A 13,009-nucleotide genomic window follows, 5' to 3' on the forward strand; every position below is an offset into this window, starting at 1 on the left:
CCAGAAAAAGAGCTTGGACAAAAGTAAGAATACTTTTGCTTCAAGCTCTAAAAATGGGATAAGAGGTGAGAGTAGGAGTAGCTCTCTTGAACAATAAGTCGAAATTCACAAAAAAGCAAAACGGATTTTCCGTAGATTTCTTCTTACTCCTCGGAGTTAAACATTTCTGTTCCAATTACTTGATAGGACAAGATAATCGCACTGAACGAATTATAGAAATGATTCCTTCGTATGCGTTTTTCCTTGTTCAATATAGTGGACGTCATTGATCCCAGCGATAGAAAATGTACCATCTTCATAGGTAACTTTTGTGACACTACCATTTAGAAGTCCTGCACGAACTGGTTGTTTGGCATCGATTAAGTTCAGTAGAAAACCAATAGTCAAACCATGAGATACGACTAACACGTTTCCGCCGCCTTGTTTCTCACATTGATGGGCAATATCTTCGAAACCAGACCAAACACGCGCTTTCAAAGTTTCATAAGGTTCTGCCCAACCAGCTGTATCGAGATCGTAAATCGCATGCGCAATTTGTTCAAATGTGACATCTGTAGTAAACATATCATCATATGTTTTGAAGTTCAAGACACGAGGAATGATTCCCCACATCTCCATATCATAGCCGCCTTCTAAAGAACCAAAGCACCATTCACGAATACGCTGATCGATAAAGTAAGGGATCTCTTTTCCTTTGGCATGTTCACTTAAAATGATTCGAGCAGTTTCGATTGCCCGTCCGCTGTCACTGGAATAGGCCAGAGAAAAATCGACGTCTTTCAATCCTTTCCCAAGATAGTGGATTCCTTCTTGACCTTGTTTCGTTAATGGCGTATCACACCAACCTTGTACTCGTTCGATCGTATTGAACATCGTTTTTCCGTGTCTGACGATATAAAGGGTCGTTTTAGTCATGTTTATTCCTCCTTGAATGTTAAATTAGTAGGTTGTGTTGAAAAATGGATTCGTACGTTTTTCATGTTCGATCGTTGTTGCTTCTCCATGCCCGGGATAAACGATAAATTCATCAGGTAAAATGAATAATTGTGTTTGGATACTGTGTAATAATTGTTCTAAATTGCCAGAATACAAATCAGTTCGACCGATGCTACCTCTAAATAATGCATCTCCTGATACAACGAAATCATCAAAAATGAAGCTGACACTACCGATCGAGTGGCCAGGGGTCGGTACGACCCGAAAGCTCATATTCCCCAGACGATAAGTTTTCATCTCAAATTCATATTCAGCAGGAGAGACGATGATGTTTTGGATGTCATCGTGGCGGCCTAGCCCAGAGAGGTTCAAAATTGGATCACCCAGCCATTCTTGCTCCAAAGGACTAACATAGACTGGAATTTGATAGAAGTGGCGAAGTTCTTCAACTGCTCCAATATGATCATAATGGGTGTGTGTCAGTAAAATAGCGACTGGTTGTTGCTGTGTTTTTTCGATTTGATTTTTGAGCATAGTTGCATCTTCTCCTGGGTCGATGATCAACAATGCTTCGTCATTATAGACGAGATAGCAGTTTTCCTCGATCATCCCAGTTTTTAATCTTTGAATGTGCATAGACGTTCCTCCCAATGCGTTCTTTGTTTTAGTATAACTCAATTGATGAGAGGAAACAAAAATGCTCCCTTCATTTGAAGATTATCTGAATTATCAGACTATATGAAAAGTATTTATAGATTTTAAACGTAAGGGAAGGAAGTTTTCATTGCTTTTTAATATGTACTTGTTAGAGTTAACTCATCCAAAAATCCAAATTCTATATCCTATATCCCTGCCTAATCAGCAGGGTGTTTTTTTGTATCTTTGCGTAACTTTCTTTTTTCAGGTAATCTTATACACAAAGGAGGCGGAATGGGTGAAACAGTCAAAAATCTCGGTACGAAATCTAGTGGAATTCATCTTGAGGCGCGGAAGTATCGATAATCGCAAAAAAAGTAACCATACCGCATTAGAGGGCGCCAAGATCCATCGAAAATTACAAAAAGAAGCAGGGAAAACCTACGAAAAGGAAGTCTTTTTAAAAACAACTGTAGAGTTAGAAGATATTCAATTAACAATCGAAGGTCGCGCAGATGGTATTTTTCAAAAAGATGGTCTTTATTATATAGATGAAATCAAAACTTCAGAACCTCGATTTGAAGATCTAGAACAGGAACAAGTTGATCTATTTTTTCATCAAGCGCGAGTTTATGCGTATATTTATTGCCATAAACAAGAATTAACAGAAATCAATTTACAATTGACGTACTTTCAAACAACAGAAGAGCAGATCACCAGAAAAACGGAGTATCAAACTATTGAACAGTTAGACGAGTTTTTTAAAAAACTGATAGCAGACTATGAAGAATGGCTGATTTTTCGAGAAAACTGGCGGACGGTTAGAAATGCCTCGTTGATGGCTCTGAAATTCCCCCATGATAACTATCGGAAGGGACAGAGGGAACTGGCTGTAGCAGCGTATAAAACGATCAAGACAAAGCAAAAGCTATTTGCTGAAGCACCAACAGGAACAGGGAAAACAGTTTCGACTTTGTTTCCTACGTTGAAGGCAATCGGTGAGGAATCAGGTGAACGGGTATTTTATTTGACAGCTAAAACGATCACGAGACAAGTCGCAGAAGACGCGATGATTGCATTCAATGATGCGGGTGCTGAAGTTAAAAGTGTGACGTTGACCGCAAAAGATAAAATCTGCTTTTTAGATGAAACCACCTGTAACCCCGATCAATGCCCGTATGCAAATGGTTATTATGACCGTATCAATGAAGGACTATGGGATCTATTGAATCATGAAAATCAGATAACTAGAGAAGTCATTGAAACGTATGCCAAAAAACATACATTATGCCCATTCGAATTGTCTTTAGACGTTAGCCTATGGTGCGATGTCATTATCGGTGATTATAACTATTTATTCGATCCCACTGTTTATTTAAGAAGGTTCTTTGAAGAAGAAAAGAACGAGGACAATATCTTCCTCATTGATGAAGCACATAATCTAGTCAATCGTTCTAGAGAAATGTATTCAGCTGAGTTATCCTATCGAGGTGCGAAGAATGTCTATACGATCGTGCCGAAAAAATTTAAAAAGCTTCGTCGGCGCATCAATAAATTGTTGAAAGAATTTGATAAGATCCAAGAGCTATCCAATGAAGACGGTTGGGACTACCACCACCAAAAAGCACCAGCCGAATCCTTGATCACAGCGGGGTATCAGCTGAGCGAAGTCATACAGGAATGGTTGGCAGAATATCCTGAACATGCGATTCAAGAAACGATTCTACCATTCTACTTCGATCTCCTACATTTTTTAAAAATCAGTGAATTCTATGATGATCATTATGAAACGACGGTCGAGAAGACTTACCACGATTTTGTGATCAAAGAGTTTTGTATCGATCCTAGTTTATTTTTAGAGCAATCGTTAGATAAGGGGAGAAGTAGTCTACTTTTTTCTGCTAGTTTTTCACCATTGTCCTATTATCAAGAAACACTAGGCGGAAAGGAGAGTTTAGCTTATCGTTTACCAAGTCCCTTTCCAGAAGAAAATCAACAGGTATTGATTGCTAATTATATCGAAACGACTTATCGAAAAAGAGAAGAAAGTTCACCTAGGTTAGTTGAAACTATCAACCAATTCATATCAGGGAAAACAGGAAACTACTTTATCTTTTTCCCATCATATCAATATCTGGATCAAACAGTAGCGGCATTTAAGGAGCGTTATCCTGAAGTTCGTGTGTTGATCCAAGAGACAGTGATGAACGAAACGGAAAGAGAAGATTTTTTAGCCAATTTTAAAATCGATCCTGCAGAGACCTTAGTGGCATTTTGTGTCCTAGGAGGCATTTTTTCGGAAGGAATCGATCTAAGAGGAACACGTTTGATTGGTAGCATGATCGTCGGTGTAGGATTACCACAAATGAATCATGAACAAGAATTGATCAAAGAGTACTACGATGAAAAAGACAATCTTGGATTTGCCTATGCCTATCAGTTACCAGGCATGAACAAGGTATTACAAGCAGCAGGTCGTGTCATTCGAGATACGACAGATGAAGGAATCGTCGTCTTAGCTGATCGACGGTTCGCAACCAGAAATTACCGTCAATTGTTCCCGAACCATTGGCACCAGGCTAAAAACGTCAATAATATAAATGAACTATCTAGTGAAATCCACCGATTTTGGACAACTAGAAAGGGTTGAATCCCCGCAGAGCTTTGAACGAATGATTCGCTTAAATATAAAAATGATCTGGATTCCTGAAGAAGTGTTGGCTTCTCTGGAATCCAGATCATGCATTGTAGTGTCATTAACTTGATTCTCACTCAACGGTAGTTCGTGAATTGTAATTCGATCGGCAAATCTAACTTTTTCAACAAAGCAATAACAGCCTGCAAGTCATCACGGTTTTTACCTGTTACACGGATTTGATCTTCTTGGATCTGTGCTTTGACTTTCATTTTAGAGTTCTTGATTTCTGTAGTGATTTTTTTCGCATTTTCACGGTCGATGCCACTCACCAATTCAGCCGTTTGATGAGCTTTTCCACCTAGTGCATGTTTAGAATCAGAAAAATGGATATTTTTGATCGGTACATTCCGTTTGTTCAATTTTCCTAAAAGGACATCCTTGATCTGCTCAATTTTAAAATCATCGTCTCCAACGACTACTAGTTGATTATTTTCTAGCTTGATTTCAATCGTCGAACCTTTAAAATCAAAACGATTCGTTAATTCTTTGATAGTTTGTTGGATCGCATTTTTTACTTCCTCCATCGATACTTCTGAAACGATATCGAAACTTGCATCCTTTGCCATATACGTTCTCCTTTTTACTTTTTTCTTTTATTGTATCATAGCAAGAAAATTTTTTTGAATCTTTACTAAAATTCTTCTCATTTATGTGCGAAGTATTTTCATTTAATTGAGAACCTGTTATTCTTACATTTGGAATAACAATGGAAGGAAGAGGTGCTTGTGAGCAAGATCATGACTGTGTATCAAAGAAATGAAAAATTGAAAAAAATAGTGGTCGTTTTAGTCACCGGACTGACCGCAGCGATTGCCTTGAATTATTTTTTGATTCCTGCAAACGTCTTTTCTGCAGGGATGAATGGGATCGCCCAGATCATTGCCTCGCTCTTATCTGAATGGTTCCACATACAAGTGGATACAGGTGCCTTTATCTTTATTTTGAACATCCCTGTTTTTATCTTAGGTTTTCTGAAAGTTGGAAAACGGGCAACGATCCTGAGTTTTGTCAACGTCGTAGCAGTCTCGGTAATGACTACGATATTACCTACGGGACAAGTTACGGATAACATATTGATGAATGCATTAGTAGGCGGCGTTTTACTAGGTGTGGGAGTTGGCTTATCACTAAAGATGGGATTTACGACTGGTGGAATGGACATCATCTCATTAGTTCTGTCACAAACTACAGGTAAAACAGTTGGAAACTATATGTTGCTACTGAATGGGATCATTGTGGTGATTGCCGGATTCCTCTTTAACTGGGAAAGTGCATTATATACGATTATTTCGATTTATGCCATGACACAAGTGATAGATGCTATCCATACGAGCCATCAAAAGGTCACGGCAATGATCGTGACAGTCAGACCCGATTTAGTGACCGAAGCTATCTCACAAAAAATGGTACGTGGAATGACTTTGCTGCCATCAGTCGGTGGATATTCTAAAAAAGAAGGAAAAATGATCATGATGGTGATCACACGTTATGAAATGTATGATCTAGATCAAATCGTACACGAAATAGATGATGATGCCTTTATCAATATTTTGCCGACCCATTCTGTTTTTGGCCGATTTGCGAATGAATCCGAACAAAAAATGTACCGGTCAACGGGTGTTTTTCCAGAAATCAAAAATACTGCACGAAAAAAATAAGTAATGCACTTATTTTAGATTAGCGGTAGTTTTTACTGTTGAGGAAGCAAGCTAAATGAGAATAGATGTTCTTGATTCTCATTTACAAACATCTAAAAAAAGAGTATGATAAATGAAAATCGCATGAAGGAGTGTGCAGAATGAGCGAAGCGAACCGAGAATGGTCAGCACAAGAAGTTGAAGCAATCAAAGAACAAATCTTAGCCGCATTAGAAATGGTCATCGATCCAGAGTTAGGTATCGATATCGTCAATCTAGGCTTGATATATGAAGTAGATTTTGATCCAGAAAATGGAGAAACAGTCATCAAAATGACATTGACAACGATGGGGTGCCCATTAGCTGATATCTTGACTGATTCTATCCACGATGCATTGAAAGAAGTACCAGAAGTATCCAAAGTTGAAGTGAAACTTGTCTGGTACCCAGCTTGGACGACCGATAAAATGAGCCGTTATGCAAGAATCGCATTGGGGATCCGATAAAGATTTTCGTTGATTTAACAACGTTACTCCTTGAGTATGTAGTCTGAGCTGATTTTTTGGACTTCGGATACCAGATGAAATGAGGGTATTTTCGATATGGTTACTATATCTAATGAGTAAATAACTTCTGAACTCTTTTATTGACTTTTAGACAAAGTTGATAAAAGAGTTTTTTGTTATGCAGAATTTCAGGTTAGGTGAACTATTAGAAAAAATGTTATACAACGAAAAAGCCAGAGGAATCTCACAAAAAACGCTAAAGTAACATCATAAGTTTTTGAAACGGTTCTTAGAATTTTTGAAAAAAGAGCAGATAACCTTATTTATAGTTATCTTCTTCATATTTCAGAATCATAGGTTGATATACTTCTCCTGTTTTTTCACTAGATACTAGTTCTCCATATGCTTTAAACCCATAATTTTCATAAAATTGAATCACTTTTGAATAATTAACGCTATCTAGAATCACCAATTTACCACCTATATGACTTCTGATGGTTTCAATAGCTAATAGACAATAACTCATCAATAATTTTCCATTAAAAAAATCAGAACATTTATCATTTTTAGCGAATTGCCCCAATAATATTTAGGGAATAGAGTTGATATGTTTTCCTGATTTTTGTCGAGCAAGGTATTTTTTCTTCTGACTAGAAGTAAGCTCACTAATATCTAAATCTTTTAATGCTAATGTAAACATACCTAACCAATTTTCATCCTTATCGGTAATAAAAAAAGTTCTAATTAAGTGTCTATACTCATTTATAAGTGCAGTGTCTTTTAGAAATGAGATGATGTCGGGATTGTTTTTACACGAAAAAGAAGAATCTATTCTGTTATTGAATCGTGAACTAATTTCAGTTCTTAATGTATCCCATTCAATCTCAGGTGATTCTTCTTTAATGACATATTCTAATTGGTTAATGATAGTTCTTAATGGTAGACAAACTAAGCTTTTTTCATCCATACTGGTATATCCTTGCTCTTTAATAAATTATTTGAGTCAGGTTTTATAGCTTGAATGCTATCATAGTAAAGTGAAGTGGGGGTTGCCTTATTTGCGACATCCATATCTTTACTAGTTAGAGATATTTTTCTTTCAAAACTAATAGTAGCCATAAAATCGCCTCCATTTCTAGTTACTTACGCTAGTGATAGTTTTAGACTAACACCAGTTTAAAGGAATTATTTGAATAAATCAATTATTCTACAAGGATTAATTAAATATTTAAGACTATTATAACAAAGAAGAATATTTCCTTCAAACTGCCTTTTTGTGAATAGATGCAAAATAACTTTGATGTGAAATTTATATACAAAAAAATTTATATATCAAAGGTTTCTCACGCTTATAATTTCATAGTAATAATATCTCTCAAATGTTTATTAAAGTATAACTCTGCATAAAAAAACTTTACGTCATCTCAGAGATATTTTTCAAATTTTGTAGACTCTTTCTCAGGATTTTTCATGTTGGCAATTAAAGATTTACATATTAGCCAGGTCGAAATAAAAGATATGTGGGTTCCTAATTTTCTAGGATCGTTTTTTTACAACGGCTAGAAGATAGCTGATTCCCGTTACTAGAAAAACTAGGATACCGGAGAACAAAAAGATGTAGCCAAGCCCAAGTAAATAAAAGTTTTCATGTAGGATTCCTGCAGTGTCGATATATTCAACTGAGGTGGATTTGATAAAAAAGCAGAAGAATCCTAAGAATAATAACAAGGAACCAATGAGAGCAGTAATCATATTGTACTTTGCTCGTTTTGTTTTACTACTGTCGTTGATCAATTTTTCTGTCAGATGATTCATGTTGTTTCCTCCTAAAATCAATTCATCAAGTGAAAGATGAAAAATAGTGGAAATCAAAATCAACATTTCTAGATCAGGTAGGTTTCGATTGTTTTCCCAATTGGATACCGCCTGTCTAGTAACAGTTAATTTTGTTGCAAATTGCTCCTGTGTGAGTTTATTTTGTCTACGTAGTTCTTTGATTTTATCGCCAAATTCCATTTTTTATTTTCCTTCCTTGATGTGAGTTCATCATAAGAATTTCCTCTTTGTTTTTCAAGAAAGCATAACTTGCATACTGAAAAATCAGAGGACAGCATTGCTTGCATACCTTGTTTTCTTGATATCTAGCACCATTTAACGTGTTTAAACAGTATATGTTTTTATACGCCAGTATAGCAATGAATAAATTCTAAAACCAAGATTACGGGATAGTTAAATAGAAGTTTTAAATTTTAACGAGGACTTGTTCTGGCGTAAGTTAAATAGACATATTATAGGAAACGGTTTCGTGGTATGATAATTACATAAACAAATAAGGAGAAAGCAAATGGTAAAACGTCGAAGTAACTACTCGATATAGTTGGTTGGATAGAACTATATCGAGTACTGGAGTTATCCAACCAATTGATATCGACCCTAAAACGACTCAAAGACTAAGGGAGCTAATCAAATGGATGAACAACGATTAAAAAAAGAATGGTTACAAAGTGAAAAGAGACAAAAAGAGTTTTCTGGCTGGGATTTTTCCTATTTAAATGATCGGTGGTACTGCGAAGAGCCAGTTTGGAATTACCGAGAGTTGGTTTTAACACATTTAAGTAAAGAAATGATGCTTTTAGATATGGGAACTGGTGGAGGGGAGTTACTACAGACTTTCCATCATCCTTATAGAAAAACTGCTGTAACAGAAGGCTATTTACCTAATTATGAATTGTTAGTAAACACTTTACAGCCCAAAGGTGTGACAGTTCAATTTGTAGAAAAAGATGGATATTTAGCATTTTCTGATGACTCATTCGACTTGGTTATCAATTCCCATGAATCATTTTCGCTAATAGAAGTAAAACGCGTGCTTAAAAAAGACGGCTTGTTTATCTCGCAGCAAGTTGGGGATTTCAATGGAGTAAATCTAGCTTCGCGGTTGCTTAAAGGGTATAAGAAGGAAAGTTTTGATTTTCATCTTGCAACTGTAAAAAAAGAATTGGAAAAAGCTGATTTTGACATTTTACGGGAGGATGAAGCCTATTTAAAACAACTTTTTTTCGATATGCCTGGTTTGATCTATTATTTACGAACGATCAAATGGGAATATCCTGATTTTTCAGTGGAAAAAAATTTTGAAGAGCTACTTTCATTGTATGAAGAGTTGTTGAGGCATGGTAGCATTTTTAACATGCAACACCGCTTCGTGTTTGTTGCTAAAAATAGAAAATAGGTATCTGGCATGAACGCCTGTAAAGTGTAAAGAATAGTCTGTTCATAGCAAATGAAAAATCAAAACGAATGTGGGATAAATCTAAAAATCACGTTTGCTACAGACTCTCGAGTAAACGGCGGGAGCAGAAGCAACTCCTTCGGAAATAAGCCGAAATTCACAAAAATTTGAAAAGCAATTTTCGTTCATTTCTTCTTATTTCTCGGAGTTAAACACTTCTGTCCCAGCCTCTCTCAAATAAACGGCGTCCAAAAGTCAGGATTTTCGGAAATTTTAAAAAAAGCGTGGGACAAAAGTGTTTCTTACTTTTGTCCCAGTCTCTTTGCCGCGAACTTGATAGAAGGATAAGAACGCAGTAAGTCACTCTCAAAATAGATGAATGAGTGATGGGAGTGAGATTGTTTTTACAAGTATTTATTGTTGGCTAATCTACATTATTCATTATTTCCTAATGGTCGGCGGCAGATTCCAAAAGAAATACCTTCATTTTCGCTTATTTTGCTTTTTACGTAAGGAAGTGGGGAATAGGCGTATAACTCCTCGATTTTTGTAGCAATCGTTTGATCAGAGGAGGGTTGTTTATTTTTCAATTCAGTAAACCATTGCTTGATTTCTGTGGGATAAATATTTCCAGCAATAGAAGAAATGGCATTGAATCCTAAAGCTAGTTTTTCTGTTACAGCTGATTCACCACCCATGTAGACTTTTAAAGGTTTTTCTATTTTAGCGAGAAGTTCAGGAAGATGAGCTGGATTTCCGGCTTCTTTTATTCCGATGACCCAATCGTCTTTTAAAAGTGTCAAATAGGTGTCTATAGTGATGTCAAAGCCGGTACGACGCGGATTGTTATAGAGTATCGTTGGCTTATTGGCAAAGGAGATCACCGATTTCGCATAGGAAATAGCTTCCTGTTGTGAAGGAAGAATATAAGGAGGAAAACCTAATAATATTCCTGTGACTTCATTCGAAGTATTGATTTTTTGAGCGAGGATTTCTGCCTCTTTTTGGCGAATACTAGATACACCAAAAATGATTTCCAAATCATTATGTGTATTTAGTTTTTTTAGCGCGTCAAGTAACTGTAATTTTTCTAGTAACGTCAATGAATGTTGTTCGCCAGTTGAGCCGCCTACTAAAACTGATTGAACACCTTGAGTAGCCAAATAATCAATATGTTGTAACGTGGCTTTTAAATTTAAGGTTTCATCTTCATAAAAAGCAGTAGGAACAGCTACTTGAAAATCTTCATTTAATACCATGACATTTCCTCCAATTTTTATCCTGAGTTACGATCAATGAATAGATTAAAAAAATCAATGTGAGGTGCGGATAGAGTCAATATAAAGTGTTTGTAGTTTCTTGGTGATTGCTCCACACTGGCCATCAGCAATCTGTTTACCGTCGATTGAAATGACTGGTACGATTTCATAAATACTATTGGAAATAAAGCATTCAGTGATTTTATCTAACTGAGTGACAGAAAAAGGAGTTTCACAGACTTTTAGTCCATTTGCACGGGCTAATTTTAAAATCTGCATTTTAGTGATACCTGGCAAAACAAGGTTGCCGTCAGGGTGGGTATATAAAATGTCGTCAACGACAAACCAGACATTTGAGGCAGATGCTTCTGTGATCTTTCCGTCTCTTTGTAAAATAGCGTCATCGAATCCTTTTCTGGCAGCTTCATCGAGTGAGAGGATATTGCCAATCAGACTTAATGATTTGATGTCACAATGTAACCAGCGGGTATCTTCAATGACCGTTGCACGGATTCCGTTTTTTTGCATTGCAACGGGTCGTTCAATGGGGATCGTGTAGGCGAGATAAATCGGTGTTGTCTTCTTAGAATTTGGGATCAGATGTTGTCTGGGCGATACGATTCCTCGAGAAATTTGAAAATAGATTTCGCCTTCACTCACATGGTTTTTCTGGATAAGTTGTTGAAATTGCTCTTGAAGTTCATGTTTTTCGAATGGAAGAGTTAAATGGATTTTCTCAGCCCCAACCTTTAAACGATCGAAATGTTCTGAAAACATGAACATCTGTTGATCGTAAACACGGACTACTTCATATAGACCATCCCCGAAATGATAGCCGCGATCATCAGGTGAAATAGTGATTTCATCTTTGGGAATAAGTTGACCATTAAAAATTGCGTTCATAAAAATACCTCCTAAAAGTTCTGAACAAACGAATAATGGGTGTTTAGTCAGAATATTCATACATTTTATCTGTTTGAGACGTACTTTAGCAAAAGATCATGGGAATTACAATGCTTTTTTTCAAATACCTGTAATCATTCGCTGGATCTGCGAGTGTTTGTTACAATCAAAATATAAAAATAAAACGTGTTAAGACAGAAAATAATAGGAGAAAGTACATGAGACCAAAATCAAAAGATGAATTGATTGCAGCAGCGAATCAAAAATTTGCTGAATTATGGGAAGAGATCGCAAAAATTGAGTGAAGAAGAACAGCAAGCACCATTCTTATTTGATGAAGCGTTTTTAGCGAAGAAAAAAGAGGCCCATTGGCGAAGAGATAAAGACTTAAAAGATGTTTTGATCCATCTTTATGAATGGCATCAGCTTTTACTAAATTGGGTCCAAAAGAATCGGAAGCAAGAGAAAATTCCGTTTTTACCAGCACCATACAACTGGCGAACCTATGGACAAATGAATGTTGAATTTGTTGTAAAGCATGAAAACACGCTGTTGTCTGATGCAAAATCTCTCGTGCATCAAACACATGAACAAGTGATGTCATTAGCAGAGGAATTTGATAATGCTGAGTTATTTGAAAAGAAAAAATTTGACTGGACAGGGAACACGACTCTAGGGAGTTACTTTATTTCTTCGACAGCTAGCCATTATGATTGGGCGATCAAAAAAATAAAGCAATCTCAGAAGTAGTAAGTGCTAGTCTAGTTTGGAATCGAAGAAAGACTAATACCTCACTAAAGGCTGTGATATTGTTTCGTTTCTGGGCTGTTGAATGACTTTTGTTTCTAAAGAGAATCTGTCTTGGATTTTTTTCATGCTGTTTTTTTCGATTTGAGAGGATGTATGGCTTAAGTTTTTATGTATTTTTCTTTGCTGACTGGATAGATGTGACAGCTTCTTTTTTATTTCGCGAATTGTAAAATTAAGTTAGAAAAATAAAAAGACATTTATGGTACACTCAAATTGTATTTCCGACGAAAGAAAACAAAGGAGTGTAACCATAAATGACCTACAAACATCTTACCATAGACGAACTGACAATGATAGAATCATATTATCTTCAACATAATAAGCCGGTTGAAATCGCTAACCGAATGGGACGTGCTATACAAACTATTTATAGTGTAGTCAATAAGTTCAAC

The 13,009-nt window shown here is 36.3% G+C and carries 13 protein-coding genes and 3 pseudogenes; 7 read left to right on the forward strand and 9 right to left on the reverse strand.

The genetic code is table 11. The features are described 5' to 3' along the window. Positions 1 to 210: 210 nt before the first annotated feature. Together ED2_RS12980 and ED2_RS12985 are read right to left on the reverse strand one after the other, a co-directional pair. Entirely contained in the window at positions 211 to 915 is a 705-nt protein-coding gene (locus ED2_RS12980) for a histidine phosphatase family protein (RefSeq protein WP_005875047.1), read from the reverse strand. Positions 916 to 939: 24 nt separating this feature from the next. Further along, positions 940 to 1,572: an MBL fold metallo-hydrolase gene (locus ED2_RS12985; protein ID WP_005875048.1), complete on the reverse strand. Its 633-nt coding sequence runs from the start codon at positions 1,570 to 1,572 to the stop codon at positions 940 to 942. Between the two features lie 298 nt (positions 1,573 to 1,870). Here ED2_RS12985 and ED2_RS12990 point away from each other — a divergent pair, with 298 nt between their 5' ends. Further along, a complete protein-coding gene (locus ED2_RS12990) occupies positions 1,871 to 4,222 on the forward strand; it encodes a helicase C-terminal domain-containing protein (protein ID WP_005875049.1) in 2,352 nt (783 codons plus the stop codon). 122 nt (positions 4,223 to 4,344) lie between these two features. On the opposite strand, the gene ED2_RS12995 is transcribed toward ED2_RS12990, so the two are convergent. After that, positions 4,345 to 4,836, reverse strand: a complete 492-nt coding sequence (locus tag ED2_RS12995; RefSeq protein WP_060789876.1) for a YajQ family cyclic di-GMP-binding protein — start codon at positions 4,834 to 4,836, stop codon at positions 4,345 to 4,347. 171 nt (positions 4,837 to 5,007) lie between these two features. On the opposite strand from ED2_RS12995, the gene ED2_RS13000 reads away from it, so the two are divergent. The 3 genes and pseudogenes from ED2_RS13000 to ED2_RS16460 form a co-directional block, all read left to right on the forward strand. Further along, on the forward strand, positions 5,008 to 5,928 hold the full coding sequence (locus ED2_RS13000; protein WP_025481339.1) for a YitT family protein: 921 nt from the start codon (positions 5,008 to 5,010) through the stop codon (positions 5,926 to 5,928). Positions 5,929 to 6,068: 140 nt separating this feature from the next. After that, positions 6,069 to 6,413 carry a metal-sulfur cluster assembly factor gene (locus ED2_RS13005; protein WP_005875052.1) on the forward strand — a complete coding sequence of 115 codons (345 nt, stop codon included), beginning with the start codon at positions 6,069 to 6,071 and terminating at the stop codon, positions 6,411 to 6,413. Positions 6,414 to 6,591: 178 nt separating this feature from the next. Continuing rightward, positions 6,592 to 6,675, forward strand: a pseudogene (locus ED2_RS16460) (tyrosine-type recombinase/integrase); the annotation flags it as partial. Between the two features lie 57 nt (positions 6,676 to 6,732). Here ED2_RS16460 and ED2_RS16145 read toward each other — a convergent pair. The 4 genes from ED2_RS16145 to ED2_RS13015 form a co-directional block, all read right to left on the reverse strand. Then, the gene (locus ED2_RS16145) at positions 6,733 to 6,939 is read right to left on the reverse strand and encodes a hypothetical protein (RefSeq protein ID WP_232103821.1); all 207 of its coding nucleotides are present in this window, start codon (positions 6,937 to 6,939) and stop codon (positions 6,733 to 6,735) included. Positions 6,940 to 7,002: 63 nt separating this feature from the next. Beyond that, the gene (locus tag ED2_RS16150) at positions 7,003 to 7,380 is read right to left on the reverse strand and encodes a hypothetical protein (protein ID WP_232103822.1); all 378 of its coding nucleotides are present in this window, start codon (positions 7,378 to 7,380) and stop codon (positions 7,003 to 7,005) included. Further along, the gene (locus tag ED2_RS15750) at positions 7,362 to 7,532 is read right to left on the reverse strand and encodes a hypothetical protein (RefSeq protein WP_016176745.1); all 171 of its coding nucleotides are present in this window, start codon (positions 7,530 to 7,532) and stop codon (positions 7,362 to 7,364) included. Before ED2_RS15750 ends, ED2_RS16150 begins: the two co-directional genes overlap by 19 nt. Before the next feature lie 417 nt (positions 7,533 to 7,949). Beyond that, complete coding sequence (locus ED2_RS13015) at positions 7,950 to 8,429, reverse strand: helix-turn-helix domain-containing protein (protein WP_005875056.1); 480 nt, start codon at positions 8,427 to 8,429, stop codon at positions 7,950 to 7,952. Between the two features lie 451 nt (positions 8,430 to 8,880). Here ED2_RS13015 and ED2_RS13020 point away from each other — a divergent pair, with 451 nt between their 5' ends. Further along, positions 8,881 to 9,645, forward strand: a complete 765-nt coding sequence (locus ED2_RS13020) for a class I SAM-dependent methyltransferase (RefSeq protein ID WP_005875058.1) — start codon at positions 8,881 to 8,883, stop codon at positions 9,643 to 9,645. 434 nt (positions 9,646 to 10,079) lie between these two features. On the opposite strand, the gene ED2_RS13025 is transcribed toward ED2_RS13020, so the two are convergent. Together ED2_RS13025 and dat are read right to left on the reverse strand one after the other, a co-directional pair. After that, positions 10,080 to 10,904 (reverse strand): dihydrodipicolinate synthase family protein, encoded by an 825-nt coding sequence (locus ED2_RS13025; protein WP_016176744.1) that lies wholly within the window; start codon positions 10,902 to 10,904, stop codon positions 10,080 to 10,082. A 54-nt stretch (positions 10,905 to 10,958) separates the two neighbouring features. Beyond that, positions 10,959 to 11,807, reverse strand: coding sequence for a D-amino-acid transaminase (gene dat, locus ED2_RS13030; protein ID WP_016176743.1), 849 nt, complete (start codon positions 11,805 to 11,807; stop codon positions 10,959 to 10,961). A gap of 218 nt (positions 11,808 to 12,025) precedes the next feature. On the opposite strand from dat, the pseudogene ED2_RS13035 reads away from it, so the two are divergent. Next, positions 12,026 to 12,557: pseudogene (locus ED2_RS13035) on the forward strand (ClbS/DfsB family four-helix bundle protein). Between the two features lie 314 nt (positions 12,558 to 12,871). Then, positions 12,872 to 13,009, forward strand: a pseudogene (locus ED2_RS15485) (helix-turn-helix domain-containing protein); the annotation flags it as partial.

The organism is Enterococcus durans NBRC 100479 = LMG 10746 (assembly GCF_001544215.1).
GTDB classification, from domain to species: domain Bacteria; phylum Bacillota; class Bacilli; order Lactobacillales; family Enterococcaceae; genus Enterococcus_B; species Enterococcus_B durans.

Excerpts from the sequence above, each read along its gene's own strand:
- ED2_RS12980 (WP_005875047.1), bottom strand. The coding sequence starts at position 915 with ATGACTAAAACGACCCTTTATATCGTCAGACACGGAAAAACGATGTTC.
- ED2_RS12985 (WP_005875048.1), bottom strand. The coding sequence starts at position 1,572 with ATGCACATTCAAAGATTAAAAACTGGGATGATCGAGGAAAACTGCTAT.
- ED2_RS12995 (WP_060789876.1), bottom strand. The coding sequence starts at position 4,836 with ATGGCAAAGGATGCAAGTTTCGATATCGTTTCAGAAGTATCGATGGAG.
- ED2_RS13000 (WP_025481339.1), top strand. The coding sequence starts at position 5,008 with ATGACTGTGTATCAAAGAAATGAAAAATTGAAAAAAATAGTGGTCGTT.
- ED2_RS13005 (WP_005875052.1), top strand. The coding sequence starts at position 6,069 with ATGAGCGAAGCGAACCGAGAATGGTCAGCACAAGAAGTTGAAGCAATC.
- ED2_RS16145 (WP_232103821.1), bottom strand. The coding sequence starts at position 6,939 with ATGAGTTATTGTCTATTAGCTATTGAAACCATCAGAAGTCATATAGGT.
- ED2_RS16150 (WP_232103822.1), bottom strand. The coding sequence starts at position 7,380 with ATGGATGAAAAAAGCTTAGTTTGTCTACCATTAAGAACTATCATTAAC.
- ED2_RS15750 (WP_016176745.1), bottom strand. The coding sequence starts at position 7,532 with ATGGCTACTATTAGTTTTGAAAGAAAAATATCTCTAACTAGTAAAGAT.
- ED2_RS13015 (WP_005875056.1), bottom strand. The coding sequence starts at position 8,429 with ATGGAATTTGGCGATAAAATCAAAGAACTACGTAGACAAAATAAACTC.
- ED2_RS13020 (WP_005875058.1), top strand. The coding sequence starts at position 8,881 with ATGGATGAACAACGATTAAAAAAAGAATGGTTACAAAGTGAAAAGAGA.
- ED2_RS13025 (WP_016176744.1), bottom strand. The coding sequence starts at position 10,904 with ATGGTATTAAATGAAGATTTTCAAGTAGCTGTTCCTACTGCTTTTTAT.
- dat (WP_016176743.1), bottom strand. The coding sequence starts at position 11,807 with ATGAACGCAATTTTTAATGGTCAACTTATTCCCAAAGATGAAATCACT.